The organism is Paramagnetospirillum kuznetsovii, from assembly GCF_003284725.1.
GTDB classification, from domain to species: Bacteria; Pseudomonadota; Alphaproteobacteria; order Rhodospirillales; family Magnetospirillaceae; genus Phaeospirillum; species Phaeospirillum kuznetsovii.
In genome coordinates this window covers 458,812-481,489 of sequence record NZ_PGTO01000001.1, presented here as the reverse complement: position 1 = coordinate 481,489, position 22,678 = coordinate 458,812, and the positions used below count along the sequence as shown (strand labels likewise).

General features: G+C 65.4%; 21 protein-coding genes. 4 read left to right on the top strand and 17 right to left on the bottom strand.

Annotation, left to right across the window (positions count from 1 at the left end):
* Positions 1–155: 155 nt before the first annotated feature.
* Together CU669_RS02305 and CU669_RS02300 are read right to left on the bottom strand one after the other, a co-directional pair.
* The gene (locus CU669_RS02305) at positions 156–1,208 is read right to left on the bottom strand and encodes a MaoC family dehydratase (protein WP_112142157.1); all 1,053 of its coding nucleotides are present in this window, start codon (positions 1,206–1,208) and stop codon (positions 156–158) included.
* A gap of 13 nt (positions 1,209–1,221) precedes the next feature.
* Positions 1,222–2,094: an HpcH/HpaI aldolase/citrate lyase family protein gene (locus tag CU669_RS02300; protein WP_112142156.1), complete on the bottom strand. Its 873-nt coding sequence runs from the start codon at positions 2,092–2,094 to the stop codon at positions 1,222–1,224.
* 101 nt (positions 2,095–2,195) lie between these two features.
* Here CU669_RS02300 and pdxY point away from each other — a divergent pair, with 101 nt between their 5' ends.
* The gene (gene pdxY, locus CU669_RS02295) at positions 2,196–3,041 is read left to right on the top strand and encodes a pyridoxal kinase PdxY (RefSeq protein WP_112142155.1); all 846 of its coding nucleotides are present in this window, start codon (positions 2,196–2,198) and stop codon (positions 3,039–3,041) included.
* A gap of 335 nt (positions 3,042–3,376) precedes the next feature.
* Here the strand turns inward: pdxY and CU669_RS02290 are convergent, their stop codons facing one another.
* Genes CU669_RS02290 through gpmI form a run of 5 tightly spaced genes read right to left on the bottom strand, consistent with a single transcriptional unit; the run spans position 3,377 to position 9,760 of the window.
* Positions 3,377–3,889, bottom strand: coding sequence for an RNA pyrophosphohydrolase (locus CU669_RS02290; protein ID WP_112142154.1), 513 nt, complete (start codon positions 3,887–3,889; stop codon positions 3,377–3,379).
* Positions 3,886–5,325 carry a divergent polysaccharide deacetylase family protein gene (locus CU669_RS02285; RefSeq protein WP_112142153.1) on the bottom strand — a complete coding sequence of 480 codons (1,440 nt, stop codon included), beginning with the start codon at positions 5,323–5,325 and terminating at the stop codon, positions 3,886–3,888. Before CU669_RS02285 ends, CU669_RS02290 begins: the two co-directional genes overlap by 4 nt.
* A gap of 12 nt (positions 5,326–5,337) precedes the next feature.
* On the bottom strand, positions 5,338–6,711 hold the full coding sequence (locus CU669_RS02280; protein ID WP_112142152.1) for a S41 family peptidase: 1,374 nt from the start codon (positions 6,709–6,711) through the stop codon (positions 5,338–5,340).
* A complete protein-coding gene (locus CU669_RS02275) occupies positions 6,708–8,192 on the bottom strand; it encodes a murein hydrolase activator EnvC family protein (RefSeq protein WP_112142151.1) in 1,485 nt (494 codons plus the stop codon). The genes CU669_RS02280 and CU669_RS02275 overlap by 4 nt, the downstream gene beginning before the upstream one ends.
* The gene (gene gpmI, locus CU669_RS02270) at positions 8,189–9,760 is read right to left on the bottom strand and encodes a 2,3-bisphosphoglycerate-independent phosphoglycerate mutase (protein ID WP_112142150.1); all 1,572 of its coding nucleotides are present in this window, start codon (positions 9,758–9,760) and stop codon (positions 8,189–8,191) included. Before gpmI ends, CU669_RS02275 begins: the two co-directional genes overlap by 4 nt.
* A gap of 125 nt (positions 9,761–9,885) precedes the next feature.
* Here gpmI and CU669_RS02265 point away from each other — a divergent pair, with 125 nt between their 5' ends.
* Positions 9,886–10,287 (top strand): DUF6481 family protein, encoded by a 402-nt coding sequence (locus CU669_RS02265; protein ID WP_112142149.1) that lies wholly within the window; start codon positions 9,886–9,888, stop codon positions 10,285–10,287.
* 76 nt (positions 10,288–10,363) lie between these two features.
* Here the strand turns inward: CU669_RS02265 and CU669_RS02260 are convergent, their stop codons facing one another.
* The 4 genes from CU669_RS02260 to ccrA form a co-directional block, all read right to left on the bottom strand.
* Complete coding sequence (locus CU669_RS02260; protein WP_112142148.1) at positions 10,364–10,954, bottom strand: DUF6624 domain-containing protein; 591 nt, start codon at positions 10,952–10,954, stop codon at positions 10,364–10,366.
* Between the two features lie 10 nt (positions 10,955–10,964).
* Positions 10,965–12,626, bottom strand: coding sequence for an acyl-CoA dehydrogenase family protein (locus tag CU669_RS02255; protein ID WP_112142147.1), 1,662 nt, complete (start codon positions 12,624–12,626; stop codon positions 10,965–10,967).
* Between the two features lie 3 nt (positions 12,627–12,629).
* A complete protein-coding gene (locus tag CU669_RS02250) occupies positions 12,630–14,111 on the bottom strand; it encodes an ATP-binding protein (RefSeq protein WP_112142146.1) in 1,482 nt (493 codons plus the stop codon).
* 101 nt (positions 14,112–14,212) lie between these two features.
* Entirely contained in the window at positions 14,213–15,469 is a 1,257-nt protein-coding gene (ccrA, locus tag CU669_RS02245; RefSeq protein ID WP_112142145.1) for a crotonyl-CoA carboxylase/reductase, read from the bottom strand.
* 219 nt (positions 15,470–15,688) lie between these two features.
* Here ccrA and CU669_RS02240 point away from each other — a divergent pair, with 219 nt between their 5' ends.
* On the top strand, positions 15,689–17,659 hold the full coding sequence (locus CU669_RS02240) for a methylmalonyl-CoA mutase family protein (protein WP_192884564.1): 1,971 nt from the start codon (positions 15,689–15,691) through the stop codon (positions 17,657–17,659).
* 168 nt (positions 17,660–17,827) lie between these two features.
* Here the strand turns inward: CU669_RS02240 and CU669_RS02235 are convergent, their stop codons facing one another.
* From CU669_RS02235 to CU669_RS02210, 6 genes are all read right to left on the bottom strand, one after another.
* Entirely contained in the window at positions 17,828–18,229 is a 402-nt protein-coding gene (locus CU669_RS02235; RefSeq protein WP_112142143.1) for a DUF1398 domain-containing protein, read from the bottom strand.
* A 42-nt stretch (positions 18,230–18,271) separates the two neighbouring features.
* The gene (locus CU669_RS02230) at positions 18,272–18,724 is read right to left on the bottom strand and encodes a MarR family winged helix-turn-helix transcriptional regulator (RefSeq protein ID WP_112142142.1); all 453 of its coding nucleotides are present in this window, start codon (positions 18,722–18,724) and stop codon (positions 18,272–18,274) included.
* A 258-nt stretch (positions 18,725–18,982) separates the two neighbouring features.
* Positions 18,983–19,627, bottom strand: a complete 645-nt coding sequence (locus CU669_RS02225; protein WP_161539562.1) for an NrsF family protein — start codon at positions 19,625–19,627, stop codon at positions 18,983–18,985.
* Positions 19,624–20,262 (bottom strand): sigma-70 family RNA polymerase sigma factor, encoded by a 639-nt coding sequence (locus CU669_RS02220; protein ID WP_205119363.1) that lies wholly within the window; start codon positions 20,260–20,262, stop codon positions 19,624–19,626. The genes CU669_RS02225 and CU669_RS02220 overlap by 4 nt, the downstream gene beginning before the upstream one ends.
* A gap of 98 nt (positions 20,263–20,360) precedes the next feature.
* Positions 20,361–20,990, bottom strand: coding sequence for a pyridoxamine 5'-phosphate oxidase family protein (locus CU669_RS02215; protein ID WP_112142140.1), 630 nt, complete (start codon positions 20,988–20,990; stop codon positions 20,361–20,363).
* 65 nt (positions 20,991–21,055) lie between these two features.
* A complete protein-coding gene (locus CU669_RS02210; protein WP_112142139.1) occupies positions 21,056–21,607 on the bottom strand; it encodes a carboxymuconolactone decarboxylase family protein in 552 nt (183 codons plus the stop codon).
* 108 nt (positions 21,608–21,715) lie between these two features.
* On the opposite strand from CU669_RS02210, the gene CU669_RS02205 reads away from it, so the two are divergent.
* Positions 21,716–22,648: a LysR family transcriptional regulator gene (locus CU669_RS02205; RefSeq protein WP_205119362.1), complete on the top strand. Its 933-nt coding sequence runs from the start codon at positions 21,716–21,718 to the stop codon at positions 22,646–22,648.
* Positions 22,649–22,678 lie beyond the last annotated feature (30 nt).

The following is a 22,678-nucleotide window of genomic DNA, read 5'->3' as shown; positions in this document are numbered from 1 at the left end:
GCGAGAGCCCCTGAAGTGCGGACGACGTGAGCCGAAGTGCGGCCCTTATGCGGCGATGCGGCAAGTGTTTAGCCGCTCGCGGCCTCGGAGTCAACGATAGGAACCACACTTTTCGGCGGGACACCCCACCCGAAGGGGTTGGGCGCCCTACCGGGTCAGCGCGGCATCAGCACCGTGTAGTCGAGATCGAGCACCACCGAGGCGTCGAAGTCCTTGCCGTTTTCCGCCTTGAAGGGGAAGGCGGCGCAGGGTTGGTTCTTGGTGGCGACGAGGCGCAGGCGGAGCGCGCCGAGGTTGGAGCGGCCGGGCACCTCGATCTTTTCCAGCACTTCCGACCAGGCGTGGATGGTATCGCCCGCGAAGGTGGGATTGGCGTGGCGGCCGCCGTTGATGGCCACCAGCTTGAAGGCGTTGCCCAGCCCGTTGAAGGACAGGGCGCGCGCCAGGCTGATGATATGGCCGCCATAGATCAGGCGGCGGCCGAAGCGGCCCTGGCCCTCGGTATACTGGTTGAAATGGACCTTGGCGGTGTTCTGCCACAGCCTTGTCGCCATCATGTGCTCGGCTTCCTCGATGGTCATGCCGTCCACATGGTCGATCTTCTCGCCCACCGCGTAGTCGCCCCAGCGATGGGGGCTGCCGGCCAGGGTATCGTCATAGCCCCCGAGGCCGAGACCTTCCGGGATGATCAGATCGGCGGCGGCGACGGCGGCGGGCAGGTCTGGGACTTTCTCCTCGGCGACGACGGCGTTGACGTCGCGCTTGCGCACCATCACCCAGCGCACGTATTCCACCACCATCTCGCCGCGCTGGTTGGTGCCGCTGGAGCGGACATAGACCACGCCGGTCTGCTTGTTGGAATTCTCCTTCAGGCCGATGACGGTGGACACCGTGGTCAGGGTGTCGCCGGGATAGACCGGCGCGCCGAAGCGCCCGGCGGCATAGCCCAGATTGGCCACCGCGTTGAGGCTGACATCGGGGACCGTCTTGCCGAACACCACGTGGAAGGCCAGCAGATCGTCCACCGGAGCGGACTGAAGACCAATCTTCCTGGCGAATTCGGCCGAGGAATTGACGGCGAAGCGCGAGCCGTAGAGCGCGGTGTACAGCGCCACGTCGCCCGAGGTGACGGTGCGCGGCGTGGCGTGATTGATCACCTGGCCGAGGCGGAAATCCTCGAAGAAGTTGCCGGAATTGGTCTTGGTCATGAGGGGGACTCCGTTAGGCCGTGGCGGCGATCTGTTCGGCCAGGGCGACCACGCGCCGGGCATTTTCCACATGCAGGTTCTCGATCAGCTTGCCGTCGACCACGACGACGCCCTTGCCTGCGCTGGCGGCCTCGGCATGGGCGGCGATGATCTTCTTGGACCACTCGATCTCCTTCTCCGACGGGGCGAAGACGGCATTGGCCATGTCGATGGTCTTGGGATGGATCAGGGTCTTGCCATCGAAGCCCAGTTCCAGGCCCTGGCGGCAGGAATATTCGAAACCCTCGTCGTCGTTCAGATCCAGATAGACCCCGTCCAACGCCGCCAGGCCATGGGCGCGCGCCGCCAGCAGGCACAGGCCCAGCGAGGTGATCATGGGCAGGCGGTCGCGGGTATGGGCGCAGTGCAGATCCTTGGCCAGATCGGAAGTTCCCATGACGAAACCGGCCATGCGCGGGCTGGACGTCGCGATCTCCTCGGCGCGCAGGATACCGCGCGGCGTCTCCATCATGCACCAGATGGCCATGGTGTCCGGGGCGCCGCTGGCCACCATGATGGCCTCGGTCAGCCGCACCGCGTCGGCGCTTTCCACCTTGGGGATCAGGATGGCGTCGGCGCCCGAGGCGGCGGCGGCGGCCACGTCGGCATGGAACCAGGGGGTGGCGAGGCCGTTGACGCGGACCAGCAGTTCGCGCCGTCCATAGCCACCGGCCTTGACCGCCTCGACCACCTGGGCGCGGGCCGCGTCCTTGGCGTCGGGGGCGACGGCGTCCTCCAGATCCAGGATCAGGCCGTCGGCGGCGAGCGTCCGCGCCTTGTCGAGGGCGCGGGGATTGGAGCCCGGCATGTAAAGGACGGAGCGGCGCGGCCGCGCGATGGTCGCCATGGGGAGAACTCCCTGATATGAAAAAGCGGGGCACACTAACAACACCTCTCGCCGATGGCAAGGTTGCAGCGCAACAATCCGTCGTTTATACAGGTCTGGACATGCAGATTCTTTCTTTCCAGTCGGCCGTCGCTTATGGCCATGTGGGTAATTCCGCGGCGGTGTTTCCGTTGCAGCGGTTGGGTTTCGACGTTTGGCCGGTGGATACGGTGCAGTTTTCCAACCACCCCGGCCACGGACGGTGGAGCGGCGGCGTCATGGGCGCCGACCATCTCAACGACGTGGTCGGCGGCCTGGAAGATCTGGGCCTGCTGAAATCCTGCGACGGCATCCTGTCCGGCTATCTGGGCCGCCCGAAGACGGGGGACGCGGTGCTGCGCGCCGCCTCGGAAATCCGCATGGCCAACCCCAAGGCTCTGTTCCTGTGCGACCCGGTGATGGGCGATGATGGGCCGGGTCTTTATGTCAAGCCGGGCATTCCGGAAATCCTGGCGGAACGGTTGGTGCCCGCCGCCGACGTGGTGACGCCCAATCGCTTCGAACTGGCCCATTTGACCGGCCTTCCGGTCGGCAACCTGCCCGAGGCGGTGACGGCGGCGCGCCATTTAATGGAGTCCGGCCCCGCCATGGTGGTGGTCACCAGCCTGCCGACGGGGGAAAACATGGTGGCCTGCGCGGCGGTGACCAAGGACGGCGCCTGGGCGGTTCGCACCCCCACCATCGCCTTCCCCACCCCGCCCAATGGCGCGGGCGACGTGCTGTCGGCCTTGCTGCTGGGACATCTGCTGCGCGGCGAGGACTTGCCCGAAGCCCTGTCCATGGCGGTGTCCAGCCTCTACGGCATCCTGGCCAAGACCCGCGAGCAAGGCCGCCGCGAACTGGCGTTGATCGCCGCCCAGGACGAAATCGCCCTGCCCAGCCGCTTCTTCGCGCCGCTGAGCATCTAGAGGCCGACGCGGTTTTTTGCTCTCCGTCTTGCCCACGCCGTCTTGCTTCATAAGACGTTGAAGCGGAACCGCGAGGGCGGCCGGGATATGCCCGGCCATGACGAAAGAGGAAGGGTTGGCCGCTTGCTCCCCTCTCTTGGTGTCCTTGGTGCCTTGGTGGTGAATCGGCGGCGGCCATGGGCCAGGGCTGGCCGTCCATGGACCCTCGGGTCAAGCCCCAGGGTGACGAAAAGGAAAACCGATTCCACCAACCCCTGACCGACTCTGGGAGATGGAGCGCGGGCGTCCCCACCCGTAGGGCGTTCAGCGGGCGGGACGCCCGCGCTCCATATGGGTCAGCCCTTGTCCATCGCCCGGACCAGGGGCAGGAATTCCGCCACCACCTGCTCGTAGAGGGCGCGCTTGAAGCCGACGATCATGGCGGGGGTTTCGGCCAGATCCATCCATTGCCAGCGGCAGAATTCCGGGTGCTCGGTCTCGAGGTCGATATCGGAATCCTTCCCGGTGAACCGGGCGAGGAACCATTTCTGCTTCTGGCCGCGAAAGCGGCCCTTCCACACCTTGTCGGCGATGTCGGCGGGTAGGTCGTAGGCGATCCAGTCCTTGGATTCGGCGATGATCTCGGCCTTGGGCGTGCCGATTTCCTCTTCCATCTCGCGCAGCACGGTGCGGCGCGGATCCTCGCCCTCGTCGATGCCGCCCTGAGGGAATTGCCATGCGTCGCCGGGGGTATCCACCCGCTGGGCGACGAAGACCTTGCCCTGGGCGTTGACCAGCACCAGCCCGATGCCGGGGCGATAGGGCCGTTGCTCGTAGGGAAGCTTGGGGAGCTTGTGCTTCTTGCTCATGATTTACCGGGGCCGGAGGATTGCTGGACGACGGTGGAGGCCGGGGTCAGGACCAGATTCTGGCCGTCCAGATCGGTCAGCCACGCCATCAGCCGGATGAAGGACAAGGGCCGGGCATTGATCACCGCCACCGCCTGACCCTTGGTGCGCGCCTGGATGCTGACCTGATTGAGCCGCATGTCGATGGCTTCCTTGAACGGATCGGAATCCACGATCGCGGTGACCGGGGCCAGGGGCGGTCCCTTCCCGGCGCCAGCGGCGCCGTCGCCCAGGAAATAGATGCCGTGCTCCTTGACGGCGGCCAGGGTCGCGGCCATCAGCGGCGAGGCCCCGTAGGTGGAGCCCAGCGAGACCAGACCGGCATAACCGGCGCCCTTGGCCATGACGGTTTCCAGCCGGTTCAGATTGGCTTCCGGCGACAGCGAGCTGAGCAGTCCATAGGGGCCGGGATCGCGGCTCGGATAGCCGGGGCCTTCGGCCGGCAGGATCATCAGCACTTCGTGACCGAAGTCGCGGGCCTTCTTGATCCACTTGTCCAGGCTGGGAGCATAAGGGCTGAAGGCCAGGGTGACCTCCGGCGGCAGCTTGGCGATGGCCGCCTCGGTGGCGGTCTTGTCCAGGCCGAGATCCACCACCACCACCGCCACCTTGCCCTTGTCGGCGGGCCCCGACCACGGCCGGGAATAGACCTGCCAGGGCTGGCGGCCATCGGGTCCGGGATAGGGCAGATCGCCCGCCTGGGTCTTGCGCTGCAATTCCCGGACCGGCGCGGCCAGCAGCGGCTTCATCTCGCCCTTTGGCGCGGCCATGGACTCGAAACTGGGCGGCTGTTTGTCGGCGCTGCGCGGGCTCGGCTGGGTCGGCATGCCGGTGGCATCCACCGCCGCCACCTTGGCCGCCTTGGGCGCGGGAGCGGAACCGGCCTCCAGCCGGGCCAACTCGTCGGCGGCGGCATCGCCCGAGGGCGGCGGCGCGGCGGCGGGCGCGGCTGCTGGAGCAGCAGCGGGCGCGGCGGTGGGAGACGCCATGGGCGGCGCATCCGGCGGCGGCGTATCGTCGGGAATCGCCTTCAGCATTTCCGGCGAGGCGCCGCCCGCGCCCCCCGGCGGCGTCAGTAGTCCGCCACCCCGACCGGTATCCGTGGGCTTGGCCATGTCGGCGAGCTTGCCGACGTCGCCCAAACCCGGCAGGGCCAGGGACAGGCGCGGCGGCGATTCGCCAATATCGAGCAGCCCGATCAGGTCGCGGGCTTCATAATTCATGGCAAGGTAGATTGCGGAACCAAGGCCGCCGCCCAATACCAGAACCAACAGGCCGATCAGGATCGGCCTGAGGTTCAGATTGAACCCTTTCTTGGGGACCGGATCGTCGACGACGATCTCGAACGAGGGCTCTTCGTCCAGTTCGTCGAGATCGTCGTGACTATCCGATGCCATTGCTGGCCGTTCCTACTTGGTCGCCGGGCGATAGACCGACAGACCGCGCAAGAGGTCCAGGGCACGGGCCAACTGGTAATCCTGCGCCGGGTCGCCCAGCTTGACGGGAGTCGGAGCTTCCGGCTTGGCCCCAGTGGGAGCGGGCGTCGCGGGGGCGACCGCTGGCTTGGCGGGCTCCGCCTTGTCCTTGTCGGAGTCCTTGTCCTGGGGCTTGGCGGTGCCGTTGGGATTGGGCAGGGCCTTGCGCAAGGACGCCTCGGAGCGGCGTTCGCGCTCGGGCCCGCCGATGGGCTCGACCTTGGACTGCTGCACCTTGATGTCGGGCTCGATGCCCACCGCCTGGATGGAGCGTCCCGACGGCGTGTAGTAGCGCGCCGTGGTCAGCCGCATGGAGCCGTGGCCCGGCAGCGGGATCAGGGTCTGGACCGAGCCCTTGCCGAACGAGCGGGTGCCCATGATGACGGCGCGCTTGTGATCTTGCAGGGCACCGGCGACGATTTCCGAGGCCGAGGCCGAGCCGTCGTTGATCAGCACCACCAGCGGCAGGCCTTCGGCGATGTCGCCGGGCCGCGCGTTGAAGCGCTGGGTGTCTTCCGGGCGCCGCGAACGGGTCGAGACGATCTCGCCCTTGTCCAGGAAGGCGTCGGATACCGCCACCGCCTGATCCAGCAGACCGCCGGGATTGTTGCGCAGATCAAGCACGAAGCCGGTCGGCGCCTTGCCGATATCCTTCTTCAACTGCGCCATGATCCGCTTCAAATCGTCGTTGGTGGTGGCGCTGAACTGGGAGATGCGGATATAGCCGATATCGCCCTGGGTCTGGCCCTTGACGGTCTGCACCTTGATGATGGCCCGGGTCAGCTTGACCTCGAAGGGGTTCTCGACCCCCTGGCGGCGCACCGTCAGCTTGATGTCGGTATTGACCAGTCCGCGCATGCGGTCCACCGCCTCGGACAGGGACAGGCCCTGGACCTGCTCGCCGTCCAGATGGGTGATGAAATCGCCCGGCTGCATTCCGGCGCGATAGGCCGGGGTGTCGTCGATGGGCGAGACCACCTTGACCCAGCCGCTCTCCATGGTGACTTCGAGTCCGAGACCGCCGAATTCGCCGCGGGTCTGGATGTCCATGTCCTTGGAATTCTTCGGATTGAGGTAGCTGGAATGGGGATCCAGCGAGGTCAGCATGCCGCTGAGCGCCGCCTCGATCAGTTCCTCGTCATTGACCGGCTCCACGTATTCCGAGCGCACCTTGTCGAAGACTTCGGCGAACAGGTCGAGAAGCTTGTAGGTTTCCTTGCGCTCCGCCGCCACCGCCGACGCGGGGATCAAAGCGGAGGTCGACAGCAGGGCGAAGGTTCCCGCCGCGATCAAAATCTTGCGAATCATCCACTAGCCTTACTTTTTTGTGCCGTGAGCCAAGGCAACGGGTTGACCGGCTGGCCACCGTGGCGCAGCTCGACATAGAGGGCGGGCCTGGCGTCATCGTCCTGCCCCATCACGCCCACGGGCTCTCCCGCTGCGAGTCTCTGGCCGACGGCACAGTCAACCTGCGCCATCCCCGCGAGAAGCGTATGATAGCCTTCGCTGTGTTCGATGATCAAGAGCAGCCCATAGCCCCGGAACGGACCGGCGAAAACCACTTGCCCGTCGAACGGCGCGATGACCTGCGCCCCCTTGCGGGTCTGGATGGTGATGCCCTTGGCGATGTGGCCCACATCGTTGGTGTGGCCGAAGGCCTCCACCACCCGGCCGCGCGCCGGATAGGGCAGCTTGCCGTGGGCCTGGCTGAACGGCTTGTCGCCGCGTACCGGCCTTGTGGCCGCGGCTTCGCGCGATGCCCGGTCGGCGTCCTGGGCGGCCTGCTGGGCGGCGATCTGCTTTTCCTTGGCGTCGGCCTGGGCCCGCAATTCCGCCTCGTGGGCGGCGCGGGCCTGGGCCAGTTCCCGTTCGCGGGCGGCGGCGGCGGCCTGCTGCTGCGCCTTCTGGGCGGCCGCCTCGGCCTCGCGGGCGGCCTTTTCGGCGGCCAGTTCCGCCTCGCGGGCGATGCGGCGCGCCTGGGCCTCGGCCTCGCGGGCCACCCGTTCGGCGGCGGCCTTGGCGGCGGCCTCGGCCAGACGGCGCTCGCGCTCCTGTTCCAGCCGGGTCAGCAGATCGCGCAGATCCTCGGCCTGTCCCGCCAATTCCTGCAATCGCAGTTCGGCGGCGCGACGTTCCTGTTCGGTCTCGCGCTGGACCATGCTCTTGCGCTCGAACATGTCCTTCAGGCGCAGATGATCGTCTTCCAGCCGCCCGGCCGCCGAGGAGATGCGTTGGCGCTGGTCGCCGATATCCGAACGCAGCCGGGTGACCTGATCGATTTCAACTTTAAGATCCCTGGCCGATTGCTCGATCTGGGGAACGGCGGCCCGCAGCAAGATGGCGGAGCGCACGGTGTCGGCGGGGCTCTGCGGCTGGGCGATCAGCGCCTCGGTGGGCCGCCAGGCCAGACGTTGCAGCGCGGTCAACACGCCGACCATCTGCTGCGAGCGTCGCCTCAGCGCCTTGGATTTATCGATCTCGCGCGCCCGCAGATCCTCCAGTTGGACCTCCAACTCGGACAGCAGTTCCTCGTTTTCCTGGGCGGCGCGGGCGGCCTTGACCATGTCGGTCCGCAGTCGGCTGGTCTCGTCGGCCAGGGCGGCGGCCTTGGACTTGATCTCGTCATGTTCGGCCCGCGAACGTTCCAGCTGGCTTTCCAGCTCCTTCAGACGCTGCCCGGCATCCACCGGTTGATCCCAGGTGGCCCATGCGGTGCCACCACCCGCCAGCAGCAGGACCAGAATCAGGGCCAGGCCCCTGGTCTTTTGGAAACGGCCGATCGGAGTCATTCCGCCGCTCGAATTCCCTCGGCATCCGGCACCAGCAAGGATCTGCCGGTCATCTCGGCCGGTTGCCCCAGCCCCAGCAAGGCCAGTAGGGTCGGCGCCACATCGGCCAGACGGCCGTCGCGGATGGCGGCAATCCCGGTCGGCGGCAAGACCAGCACCGCCGGGACCGGGCCGGTGGTATGGGCGGTGTGGGGCTCGCCGGTGACGGGGTCTTTCATCTGCTCGGCATTGCCGTGATCGGCGGTGACCAGCATGGTGCCGCCGGCCGCCTTCACCGCCGCTTCCAACCGCCCGAGGCAGGCATCCACCGTCTGGGCCGCCGTGATGGCGGCGTCGAGAAAACCGGTATGGCCGACCATGTCGCCATTGGCGTAGTTGACCACGACGACATCGAACGTGCCGTCCGCGATGGCGGCCACCAGCTTGTCGGTGACCTCGCCCGCCGACATCTCCGGCTGAAGATCGTAGGTGGCGACCTTGGGGCTGGGCACCAGGATGCGCTCCTCGCCGGGAAACACCATCTCGCGGCCGCCGTTGAAGAAGAAGGTGACGTGGGCGTATTTCTCGGTCTCGGCGATGCGCAACTGCTTCAAATTCGCGCGGCTCAGCACCTCGCCCAGGATGTTGGACAGGGATTCCGCCGGGAACAGGGCGCCGAGAAAGGCGTTCAGATCCTTGGAATACTCGGTCAGGCCCAGACGGGCGGCGAAGTCCACCTGGCGGGCGCGGGCAAAGCCGTCGAAAGCGGGATCCACCAGACAGGCCAGGATCTCACGCGCCCGGTCGGCGCGAAAATTGCCCATCAGCAGCCCATCGCCGTCCTTCATGCCGCCATAACCGGCAATGACGGTGGGCAGCACGAATTCATCGGTCTTGCCCGCCGCGTAGGACCGGGTCACCGCCGCGATGGCATCGGGCGCCGTCTCGCCCTGGCCCTGGACCAGGGCGTTCCAGGCCAGACTCACCCGGTCCCAGCGCTTGTCGCGGTCCATGGCGTAATAGCGGCCCGACACGGTGGCGACGAAGGCGTCATGGCCCTTGATATCGGCCTCGAAGCGTTCGAGGAAGCCCTTGGCCGAGGACGGCGGCACGTCGCGGCCGTCGAGGAAGGCGTGCACCGCCACCCGCACCCCGGCATCGGCGATGGTGCGCGCCAGGGCGGCCAGATGGTCCTGATGGGAATGAACGCCGCCGGGGCTGAGCAGCCCCATCAGATGGCAGGTGCCGCCCTTGGCCTTGACCTTGGCGATCATCTCGGTCAGCGCCGGATTGCGGGCCAGCGAGCCGTCGGCCACGGCGGTGTCGATGCGCGGAAGATCCTGCATCACCACCCGCCCGGCGCCCAGATTCATGTGGCCCACCTCGGAATTGCCCATCTGACCGTCGGGCAGTCCCACCTGCAGGCCTGAACTGGCCAGAAGCGCATGGGGATAAGCGGCCAGGAAGCGGTCCCAGTTGGGGGTGTCGGCCTGGGCGATGGCGTTATCGGCGCTGTCTTCCCGCCAGCCCCAGCCATCGAGGATGCACAAGACAACGGGACGCGGACGCGAGGTGGAGGCGGAAGACATGATCGGACAGCCCGTCAAGGGGTGAGAGGGAGCGACACAGTATACGGAATCGGCCCCAAGCGTGCTACCTTGCGCCACGCACGATTTTTTAATGGCGGTCAGGCCTCACTGACCTCGGAGACTTTATGCAAAAAACCGACAGGACGAACCGATCCAAGGCCGTTGCCGGCTTTGGCGAACGCATGAACACCGCCGCTGCCGCCAAGAAGGCGCAAGTGGCCCAATGGCTGGCCAACAAGCCGGACGTCACCAGTCCGGCCTATCTGGAACAGCAGGCGATCCGCCAGGCCGCCGCCGCCGCCCGCGCCGAACGCGACGCCGCCCGCAAAGCCGAGAAGGATGCCGCCAAGCAGCAGGCCATCGCCGATCGCAAGGCGGCCCAGGCGGCCGCCGAGGCCCAGGCCGAGGCCGACCGGATCGCCCAGGAAGCCGCGAAGGTCGAGGCCGAGGCGGCGAGAATTGCCAAACTGGCCGAAGCCAAGGCCGCCCGCGACGCCCGCTACGCCGCCCGCAAGGCGCGGAAGTAAGCGGCCGGGACGGCCGCGCTCCAAGAGTTGCAAGACGGTGGAGCGCGGGCGTCTCGCCCGCCTGCGGGCCATATCCCTAGCGCCAGCCGACCTCTTTCGCCAGGGCGTCCAGCACGTCGGAGGACGCTTCCCATTCCTCCGGCGGCGGGGCGCCGTCCGACTTGGCGGCATCGCGGGCGGTGGCGATGGTCTCGGCCAGGGGGGCGAGTCCGACGGCGGCGCGCCGGGCATCGACACCATCACGGTCTTCGATGGGCAACGGAGTCAGGCGGCCGCCTTGCCAATCCAACTGAGTGCCGTAGCGCTGGGGGCGGCCTTCCAGCGCCCGGATGCGGTCGTCCAGCATGGCGGCGTGGCGAGGCGGCGCGTCGCCCCGGTTGGCCTCGCCTTTCAACTGGACAAGACAGCGCCGCATGAAGGTGGGGCGCGAGACCGCATGCATGGCGATCAGCCAGGCCGCCTCGGCGCCGTCCTCGCCCGCCACCTCGGGCGTCGGCCAGCCGTCATCGTCGATGATCAGCTCCAGCTCGCGGGCATTGGCCTCGTGCAACTGGCGCAGGCGAGGGTGATAGCCCCCCGGAGCCTCGCCCGACTGGGCCAGTTCGGCCCTGAGCGCGTGCTCGGCCTCGCGCAGCGTCAGCAGACGATGGCGGAAGGGCTTCACCACCGGGGGCGGCCTAGTTCCGCGCCCCGCTCAGCAGACCGCGGGCGATGACCTGGGCCTGGATTTCCGCCGCGCCCTCGAAAATATTGAGGATGCGGGCGTCGCACAGGATGCGCGAGATGGGATATTCCTCGGCATAGCCGTTGCCGCCATGGACCTGCAGCGCGTTGTCGGCATTGGCCCAGGCGACGCGGGCCGCCAGCAGCTTGGCCATGCCCGCCTCGATGTCGCAGCGATGGCCCTCGTCCTTCTCGCGCGCCGAGAAATAGGTCAGCTGGCGGGCGATCATGGTTTCCACCGCCATCCAGGCGATCTTGCCGCCGACGCGGGGGAATTCGTAGATGGGCTTGCCGAACTGGACGCGGTCATTGGCGTATTTCAAGCCGGTTTCCATGGCGCATTGCGCCACGCCGACGGCGCGCGCCGCCGTCTGGATGCGGGCCGATTCGAAGGTTTCCATCAGCTGCTTGAAGCCCTGGCCCTCGACGCCGCCCAACAGATTGGCGGCCGGCACCTTGAAGCCGTCGAAGCCCAGCTCGTATTCCTTCATGCCGCGATAGCCCAGCACCTTGATCTCGCCGCCGGTCATGCCCTCGGTGGGGAAGGGATTGTCCTCGGTGCCGCGCTGCTTGGGCGCCAGCATCATGGACAGGCCCTTCCAATCCTTGGTGTTGGGATCGGTGCGCACCAGGAGCGTCATGACGTCGGTGCGCGACGCATGGGTGATCCAGGTCTTGTTGCCGGTCACCACATAGGAATCACCCTCCTTGACGGCGCGGGTGCGCAAGCTGCCAAGGTCGGAGCCGGTATTGGGCTCGGTGAAGACGGCGGTGGGCAGAATCTCGCCGGACGCGATCTTGGGCAGCCATTCCTGCTTCTGCTCCTCGGTGCCGCCCAGGCGGATCAGCTCGCCCGCGATCTCGGAGCGGGTGCCCAGCGAGCCGACGCCGATATAGCCCCGCGACAGCTCTTCGGTCACCACGCACATGGCGGTCTTGCCGAGGCCGAGCCCGCCGTATTCCTCGGGCAGGGTCAGGCCGAACACGCCCATTTCGGCGACATGGTTAACCACCTCGATGGGGATCAGCTCGTCCTTCAGGTGCCATTCATGGGCATGGGGGATGACCTCGTTGTCGGCGAAGCTGCGGAACTGGTCGCGGATCAGGATCAGGGTCTCGTCGTCGAGACCGGCTTCGCCGAAATGGTGGCCGTCGCGGATCAGCTCGGCGATGCGGGTGCGCAGGGCGGCGGTGCAGCCCTCGCGGCGCAGCAGGTTGGTTTCCGGCGAGGACAGGCCGTGCACCGCTTTGGAATCGAGCCCCAGATCGGCCGGGCGGATGATCTCGCCCTGGCTCATGGGGATGCCGCCATAGATCTGGGCGGTGTATTCGCCGAAGGCCGCCTGCAGCATCAGGGTTTCCAGCTCGCCCAGTTTGCCCGCCGCCTGAATGCGCTTGGCCCAGCCCAGCATCTGTTCCAGCGCCGACACATAGACGGCCAGCCAGGCATAGCCATGGGCGGCGGTCTGATTGGCGTCGAACAGGGCGGCGTTGATCTTGCCATCCTTGCTCACCATGGCGGTGACTTTGTCCTTGGCGGCAAGCCGGAGCTTGTCGACCACGACCAGGGCCTTTTCGCAGGTGGGGATCAGATCGGGGAGCAGGATGGCGGTCATGGTCTAACCCTTCTTGGGAAAAAGAAGATTGCGGAAGTCGTGCAGGTCGCGGCAGACATAGCCGACGGATTCAAGGCAGCGGCGATTGTCGCTGGAAAACGCAGGCGAATACAGCGCCTTTTCCACAACCCAACCGGTGAAGCGGCGGCCGTCCTTGGTCGCGAGGAAACGCGCCACATGGCCGTCGAAAGAGTCCGTGTCGTGCTTCGCTTCCGAGCGTTTGCACGAGCCGAAGCGGATGACGCGGTCGATTTCATTGACGGCAACGAGGTCGATTTCGATATCGGCGCTGTTCCAGTAGCCGCGGACAAAATCGGTCAGCGCGAAGTCTCCTAAGCCCTTACGCGAGGATTCTTCGGTAAGTAGGCGAATCATCTTTTCAAACGCAAAGCCCTCGACCGTGGCAAGGGCGTCCGAGGCAGCAGCCAACGGGCGATCCACCGGCATCATCCGTGACGCGGCGACCTGTCGACTGAGCCCCCCCAGCCAGGACGTCAGAAAATTGTCGGTCATGACATAGCGGCCTTTGCGGTCTTCCTTTTTGCCGAAGATCGGCAATTGCCGTTCAATCAGACCATACCTTTCCGACAAGACTTTCAGATACTGGCCGAGCTTTGGCGCCAAGTCGCCGCCGGAACGCTGAAAAGCCTCGGCTAGCTGAGCGTTGGAGCAAGGCCCCAGAAGAGCGATGGTCTTGAGCACCGTTTCGTTTCGGCCCTGGAGTTCCCTCAGGAACCACGTATCCGCTTCATCACGCAAAGGGCTTACGCCGTCGAAAAACAACCGGCGCAGCGTCTCTCTGCGATAATCATCCATCGGCATCAGCACATTCGCATCGAAAGCATCGCGATAAAACTTAGGAACACCTTCAAGCAAAGACCACATAAAAAGCTGCTGTGAAGCATTGTCAATGCCATATGATGAGAACACCTCAAACAGTGTCTCGAAATCCCAATGGTTTACTCTTACATTTGCACTGACGCGACTGTAGAGAGGGGCGTTGCGATTCTCCAGGATAGCGGTCATCTCGGTCTGGATTGATCCAAGAACGAATATTCCGCCGCGATTGGTATCGCGGAGCTTGTCCACTTCCGCTTGAAGGAATGACTGGAATGGGGCGAGTTGCCGTCGATGGAAGTACTGGAACTCATCGATGACCACAATCCATCCACGCTCGCACAGTTGGCGAATGGCCCGGGCCATATGGACGAAGGAACGCACCTCGGTCGCGGCTTCCTCCGGCCAACCGTAGCTGGTCATCGCCTCCCTGAAAGCCTGGAGAACGCCGTGCTCGTCGCTGTCCGGGATTTGAACGTAGAGATATTCGCGCAATTGATCAGTGGCGAGGGCTTGGTTGATCAGAGCTGTCTTGCCAATTCGGCGGCGGCCTGTGATCGCGCAAAAGAACCATGCGCCGCGATCCAGGACTCCCCTGATTTCGGCGATCTCGTGAGCCCGCCCGTAGAAACCCCAGCTTTTGCCCATGGATAGACCGCGCCAAAAATAAGATAATAGACATTATCTTAAATCGAAGCCCACCGACAAGAGTATCCTCATCGGCGGGCCAGATCAGTCCAACGAAGGCTTCAGCCCTCAATGCAGTCCTCGACGGTGTAGCGACCGGGCTTGTGGGCCTGGACCAGCACCGCCATGTTGCCGGGCTTGTGCAGGTTCTTCAGCATCTGCATATGGGCCAGCGGGATGTCGTCCCAGGAATAGACCTCGGACATGCAGGGGTCGATGCGGCGTTCGATCACCAGCTGGTTGGCCTGGGAGGCCTGCAGCAGGTTGGCGAAGTGGCTGCCCTGGATACGCTTCTGGCGCATCCACACGAAGCGGGCGTCGAAGGTCAGGTTATAGCCGGTGGTGCCCGCGCAGAACACGACCATGCCGCCGCGCTTGACCACGTTGCACGACACCGGGAAGGTGGCTTCGCCGGGATGCTCGAACACGAAGTCGACGTCGTTGCCCTTGCCGGTGATGTCCCAGATGGCCTTGCCGAACTCGCGGGTCTTCTTCATGTAGTCGGAGAACACCTTGGGGTCGCCGTCCACGTCGGGCAGTTGGCCCCAGCAGTCGAAGTCCTTGCGGTTGATGACGCCCTTGGCGCCGAGGCCGAGGACGAATTCGCGCTTGTCCTCTTCCGAGACGACGCCGATGGCGTTGCCGCCCGACACCGCGATCAGCTGGATGGCCATGGAGCCGAGGCCGCCGGCGGCGCCCCACACCAGGACGTTATGACCGGGACGCAGCACATGCGGACGATGGCCGAACAGCATGCGGTAGGCGGTCGCCAGGGTGAGGGTGTAGCAGGCGCTCTCTTCCCAGGTCAGATGCTTGGGACGCGCCATGACCTGCTGGGCCTGGACGCGGCAGAACTGGGCGAAGGAGCCGTCGGCGGTCTCATAGCCCCAGATGCGCTGGGTGGCCGAGTTCATGGGATCGCCGCCATTGCACTCTTCGTCGTCGCCGTCGGTCTGGTTGCAGTGAACCACCACCTCGTCGCCGACCTTCCAGCGCTTCACCTTGGCACCCACCTTATAGATGATGCCCGAGGCGTCGGAACCGGCGATGTGGTATTCGGCCTTGTGATAGTCGAACGGCGAGATCGGCTTGCCCAGGCAGGCCCAGACGCCATTGTAGTTGACGCCCGCCGCCATCACCATGATCAGGACTTCATGGGGGTCGATCTCGGGGGTCTCCACCACTTCCACCTGCATGGCGGTATCGGGGTTGCCGTGACGCTCGCGCCGGATCGCCCAGGCGTACATCTTCTGCGGCACATGCCCGAGCGGAGGAATCTCACCCAGCTCGTAGAGATCCTTCACCACCTGTTCGCTCATCTGAGAACTCCTTAAGACCCCTAGGACGACAAATCACCGACGCGACCGGAGGGCGGCGCTCGGCACACCGCCTTTTAGCGTTTTGTCGCTTTCTTCGCAATGCACAAAATGATAGTTTGTTTCGCGAAGTCAGGGTTTCGAGAAATTTTAGGTCGCCGAACGTCTCAAGCCCTCGGATTCGCGACACTTTTTTGAATGCGATCAAATTTGGAGCAGACGATGACCGAGAAGACCGCCCGCGAAAAGCCCTGGCTGATCCGCACTTATTCCGGGCACAGCTCGGCGGCGGAATCCAATAAGCTTTACCGCACCAACCTGACCAAGGGTCAGACCGGGTTGTCCATCGCCTTCGATCTGCCGACCCAGACCGGCTATGACAGCGACCATCCGCTGGCCAAGGGCGAAGTGGGCAAGGTGGGCGTTCCCGTCTGCCATATCGGCGACATGATGACGCTGTTCGACGGCATTCCGCTGGAGAAGATGAACACCTCCATGACCATCAACGCGCCTGCGGCCTGGCTGCTGTCGCTCTATATCGCGGCCGCCGAGAAGCAGGGCGCGGCGCGGTCCAGCCTCAACGGCACCACCCAGAACGACATCATCAAGGAATACCTGTCGCGCGGCACCTATATCTTCGCGCCGCAGCCGAGCCTGCGCCTGACCAGCGACGTCATCGCCTTCACCTATCGCGAAGTTCCCAAGTGGAACCCCATGAATGTCTGCTCCTACCATCTGCAGGAAGCGGGCGCGACGCCGGAGCAGGAACTGGCCTTCGCCCTGGCCACCTCCATCGCCGTGCTCGACACCGTGCGCCCGGTGGTGCCCACGGCCGATTTCGAACAGGTGGTCTCGCGCATCAGCTTCTTCGTCAACGCGGGCATCCGCTTCGTGACCGAATTGTGCAAGATGCGCGCCTTCACCGAGCTGTGGGACGAAATCTGCCGCGAGCGTTACGGCATCACGGACGAGAAGGCGCGGCGCTTCCGCTACGGTGTCCAGGTGAACAGCCTGGGCCTGACCGAGCAGCAGCCGGAAAACAACGTCTACCGCATCATCCTGGAAATGCTGGCCGTGGTGCTGTCCAAGAACGCGCGGGCCCGCGCCGTGCAGCTGCCCGCCTGGAACGAGGCGCTGGGCCTGCCGCGCCCGTGGGATCAGCAATGGTCGCTGCGCCTGCAGCAGATCGTCGCCTACGAGACCGACCTGCTGGAATTCGGCGACATCTTCGACGGCTCCACCGAAATCGCCGCCAAGGTCGAGGCCCTGAAGACCCAGGCCCGCGAGGAGTTGAAGCGCATCGACGACATGGGCGGCGCCGTCGCCGCCGTGGAATCCAGCTATATGAAGCAGAAGCTGGTGGAATCCAATGCGCGCCGCATCGGCTCCATCGAATCCGGCGACCAGATCGTGGTCGGCGTCAACAAATGGACCGAGACCGAGCCCAGCCCGCTGACCACCGGCGACGGGTCGATCATGACCGTCGATCCCAAGTCCGAGGCCGAGCAGATCGAGCGGCTGAAAGCCTTCCGGGCGTCGCGCGATCAGGCCGCCGTAACCAAGGCCATCGCCGATCTGAAGTCGGCGGCGAGCGAAGGCCGCAACATCATGGAACCCTCCATCACCGCCGCCCATGCCGGGGTGACCGGTGGCGAATGGGCCCATACGCTACGCGAGGTGTTCGGCGAATACCGCGCCCCCACCGGGGTGGCCCGCGCCGCCGCGCAAGTCAAGGGCGAGAAGATGAGCACGGTGCGCGATGCCGTCGCGGCGGTCTCGGCCAAGCTGGGCCGTCGGGTCAAGATGCTGGTGGGCAAGCCCGGCCTCGATGGCCATTCCAACGGCGCCGAACAGATCGCCGTCAGGGCGCGCGATGCGGGCATGGAAGTGGTCTACGAGGGCATCCGCCTCACCCCCGCCCAGATCGTCAACGCGGCGCTGGAAGAAGGCGTCCACGTGGTCGGCCTGTCCATCTTGTCGGGCAGCCATGTCCCGCTGGTGACCGAGGTGCTGGAACGCATGAAGGCGGCCGGTCTCGGCGACATTCCCGTCATCGCCGGGGGCATCATTCCGCCCGAGGACGAGAAGACCCTGCTGGCGGCCGGCTGCGCCCGCATCTACACCCCCAAGGACTACGACATCACCGCCATCATGGGCGATATCGTGGCGTTGCTGGGCAAGAAAGCGGCCTAGATTCGCCGTGCGTCCGACGTGATGCACGGGCATTTGTCGGGCGGCGGATTTCGCGCAAATCCGCCGCCCCATTTCCCGCCAATCGACGATGGCTTTGGCGCGTCCCCAAAGCCATCAGCGGCGGCCCAGATCCTGGCGGGCGGCGGGAATTCCCTATGCCCGTGCGTTTCATCGCGGAAACATCGCGACATGGGTTTCGGCGGTGCGGCCAAAATAGACCACGCGGCGGCCCAGGAACGAGACGAGATAGCCCGCGCAGCCCGCGGCCTTTACCTCCGCGCAGAAGGCGGCATAGCTGTAGTCGGGGCTGTTGGCTTGCGCCCAGCGTATCAGCGCTTTCACACCGGCGATGTCGAACGCCGCCGCGACCGAGCCGACGGTATGCGGCATAGGGAGTTCGACAGCGTCGCCGTCCGGCAGATAGAAGGTCTGGGTGTTGCGCCGATAGTCGACCATATAGCCTTCGAAGCCCGCATGGACGAGCATGCCGATGATTTCGGGGAAGCTCCGGCTCCCGTCATGGGCGGCATCGAGGCAGGCCTTGGCAGTGGCAATCCGGTCCGCGTCCATGCGCAGTTCCTTCCTTCAACCATGATTTCGAGGGGCGGAAGGTCAGTCGACGGGCATGGTCGACAGCCCGCTCTTGTCGATCAGCATGTGTAGCAAGCCCCGCAATCGATCCTGCTCTTCACCGCTCAGGACGGAAAAGAACGTTGCGTCATTTTCATCGGCAAGCCCGGCAAGGACCGGAACCTTCTTCGCGCCCATGGGCGAAAGCGACAGGCTATGACCGCGCATATCCCCTGGGTTGCCGGTGCGTTCGATCAGACCCTTGTCCAACAGACGCTCGGCCAACTTGCTGATCGCCCCTTTGGTCATGCCCATCTTCCCGGCCAGAGCCGAAGGGGCGATGCCGTCACCGCCATAGAGCGAGCGCAGCATGGCCCATTCCGCCACGGTCACACCTTCATCCGCGACTTTGCGCGCGAACTCTTGCGATACGGCATTCGACACCATGCGCAGCAGATAGCCGATGTGGCTGGTGAGGTCGGAAACAGCAGGCATCCGCTACTCCAATGGCTGACAGATAATGACACCACAAAGGTTTCCTAGTCAACTACGCCCGACTGCCCCGCTCGCGACACCTCACATGGTCCGGTGCTGGACGGATTGCGGGGTGGGACGCTGGACCTCATGGTCCTGGCTAGCGATCTCGACCCGCCCGACCGCCGCCCCCATGTGCTCGGCCGCACCCTGTGGACGAACGATCAGTTGCTCGGATCGGCGGAAGCGGCGATGTCCGGGAAATCTGGTGGGATTTTATTACCGTAACTTCGGTACGGTATTCAGGCGGCTTCCGACGACGAGCGCCAAGGCTCCAATGGCAATGAATTGAAAGATCAGGACCAGCAATCCGGCATCCTCGGGATGGGCCAGCGAAAGCCCGCCATGGGCCAGGGCCGCCGCCGCCAGCCCGCCCAGCATCACCGGCAGCCGGGGCTCGAAACAGGCGCCACGCCGCAGCATCAACAGCAGGACGGCCGTGGGGATGGCGGTGATCACCGCGATGTCCGGCAGGCAGTGGAGGTGGGGACCGCTCAACAGTTCACCGGAGTCCGGGGCCAGCCATTCCAGGACACATTGACGGCCGAATCCCCCCAGCCATACCAGCATGGTCGGCACCGGCAGCAATGCCCACAGCTTGGACGTTCCCGGAATGGTCAACGCGAGGCCCGCGACGGCGGCGCAGAACGCGGTCACGCCGCAGGCGGTCAATTGGATCACGAAGGCGGGTTCGGCCATGCGCAAACCCAGATCGGCGCGCAAACCCATGGCCAGGGCGATGACGGCCACCGCCGGAACCGCCAGGGCGAACCAGCCCAGCGCGCGGCGGCCGGGCGGCGGCAAGCGCCGGACCGGTCGCGCATCTTCGCTCAGGGAGAGGATCAGGTCGTCTGTCCGCATCATCGCTCCGTTTTCTTCATGGCGGCCCGCAGAGCCTTCAATCCGCGATGGACCGCCACCTTCAATGCGCCAACACTCATGCCGGTTTCGGCCGCAGCCTCCTTCAGTGAGCATTCCTCCAGTTTCAACAGCTGGACGGCGCGGCGCTGGCCTTCGGGCAGGTTGGCGATGGCGCGACGCAGGAGTTGCGGATCGCCCTGGGGCTCATCGGGTTCGTCGGCGGCGACATCGGGCAGGCCGAATTCGAAACTCCATTCCGGCCGCTCGTGCACGGTGCGCCGGGCCGATTTGCGGGCGGCATCGGCGACGCGGAACTGCGCGATGGCCATCAGCCAGGGCATGAACGGCCGACCGGGATCATAGGTGTGGCGGACGCGATGCAGCGAGATCAGTACCTCCTGGACGATGTCCTCGCAATCGGCGCCGCCCCACCGGCGTCCGATGGCACGGCGCAGCATCGGGGTTATTTCCGCCAGCAAACGGCCATAGGCGGCGCCGTCGCCATCCTGGGCGGCCGCCATCAGGGCGCCCCAAACGGCGCCGGGTTCCCTTTGCTCGCCGCTGGTCACGGCAGCGCTACCCTTTATTCCAATCAAGCCCGACAATGCCTCGAACGGGGTCTCGGCCGCAATATCCATGGCTGGAATGGCCTTTGTTTCAGCGGGAATCTGAAGTGTATTCGCCGGTATTGGCGGATTGGTTACAGCCAGTTCCCTCGTTCCCATGGCGGACGGCATTATTTTTCGCCGCCAGGGGAGTGTCGCGCTGCCGCCAACGCGGCCTCCAACGCCGCGATGCGCCGGTCGCGCTCGTCCAGCAGGGCCGCCACTTCGGCGGCTTCGAACCGTTGGGGAATATGCTGCGGACAATTGGCGTCCCAGGCGGCGACGGAAAACAGGATGGCCCGCTCGGGGCGCGCCTTGTAGTCCGGCGGCATCAGCCTCGTGATCAAGTCCTTGTCATCCTCGACCACCCTCGCCTCCCCCCACAGCTTGACGCGTTGCCGCTGGGCATAATCCATGAGGAACAGATGGGCCCTGGGATTGTCCGCCAGATTGCCCAGCGTGATGTATTGCCGGTTACCGGCAAAATCGGCGAAGCCGATGGTCCGGTCGTCGAGCACATGGAGAAAGCCCGGTGGGCCGCCGCGGTGCTGAATATAGGGCTGGCCCTCGGCATTGACGGTGGCCATGAAGATGCTGGTCTGCAAGGCGATGAAGCGGGCCAGGTCCGGCGTGACGCGGCTTTCCCAGCCGTCGCCGGTTTCCATGCGGGCATAGGCGGCGCGCGATCCCATGCGGCTTTGCACCGCCTTGACCGCCGGGGAGAAGGCGATGTCGCTGGCCGGTTTGTGCGGGAGGCTCATGGCGATTGTCCTCGCTGAAGACGGATGAGCCGCCACCCGGCCGTGTCGGGCGGCGGCTTGGCGCGTCAGGCGGCGTTCAGGGTCTGGGCGGCGGGGAAATCAAGGTCGGTGGCGCCCACCAGATTGATGTAATTGGTCCAGGTGTTGAGCGCGACATGCAGCACGATCTCGACGATCTGGGCGTCGTCATAGCCAGCCGCCCGGACCAGTTTCAGATCGGCCTCGTCGGTGCGGCCGCGTTGATGGACGATCTTGGCGGCAAAGCGTACCGCCGCGTCGGCCTTGGCGTCGGTGGAAACGCCGTGCCGGTTGGCGGCGATCTCGGCGTCGTCCAACTTCGCCAGAGTCTTGCCCAGATAGGAATGGGCGGCGAGGCAGTAGTCGCAGCCGTTGATCTCGGCCACCGCCAAGGCGATGCGCTCGCGGGTCTGGGCCGACAGCGTCCCCTTGCCCAGGGCGCCCGACAGGCCGAGATAGCCTTCCAGCGCGGCGGGGCTGTTGGAAACCAGCCGGAACAGGTTGGGCACGACACCCAATTGGGCTTTGACGGCGCGAAGCAGCGGCTGGGAGGCGGCGGGCGCGTCTTCGATGGTGGCGGGCGTGGCGATCAGGGACATTGGGAAACCTCGTGGTCGTGGTTGCTACGGAGTGACCAGACGCTATCACCTTCCATAATTGGCCATAATGAGCGATGATTAAGAATCACTATCTTGAAATTTGAGACTATGACCGACCGTCTTGAGGCTATGTCGATCCTGGTGGCGGTGGTGGATGGCGGCAGCTTTTCCGCCGCCGCCCGCCAATTGGGAGTGCCGCTCGCCACCGTCAGCCGCAAGGTCGGCGAGCTTGAGGCCCATTTGGGTGCCCGGCTGCTGCATCGCTCGACGCGAAAGCTGGCCCTGACCGAGGCCGGTCAATCCTATCTGGCGGCCTGCCGCCGCATTCTGGAACAGGTGGGCGAGGCAGAACGCGCCGCGGCGGGCGAATACGCCACGCCGAAGGGCGATCTGGTCATCACCGCCCCCATCGTCTTCGGCCGCCTGCATGTCTTGCCGGTGGTGGTTGCGTTTCTGCGGCTGCACCCCGACATCGACGCCCGTTTGGTGCTGTCGGACCGCTGGGTCCATCTGCTGGACGATCATGTCGACGTGGCGATCCGGATCGGCGACCTTCCCGATAGCAGCCTGATCGCCATGGGCCTGGGCACGGTCCGCCAGATGGTTTGCGCCAGCCCCGCCTATCTGGCTGAACGGGGTGTTCCCGCCACGCCGTCCGAGCTTGGCGGCCACGACTGCATTTCCTTCCAGGCGCTGGCCGTCGGCAAATCCTGGACCTTCGGGGCGGGAAGGTCGGAAATCGCGGTCCCCGTTCACTTCCGGCTGACGGTCAATACCGCCGAGGCGGCCATTGATGCCGCGCGGGCGGGTGTCGGGCTGACCCGTGTGCTGTCCTATCAGGCCGCCAAATCCGTGCGAGAGGGCGAACTTCAGGTCGTCTTGGCGAATTTCGAGCCGCCGCCTTGGCCGGTCAACCTGATCCATGGCGCCCAGGGGCCGCTGCCGCTGAAGCTGCGGGCCTTTCTCGATTTCGCCCGGCCGCGCCTTTGTCAGCGATTGTCCGAAGGAGCGGGAAACCTTTCCCTTTCCCGTGGCGAATAGGGACCAGGATGGTTCGATTGGGAGGATTCC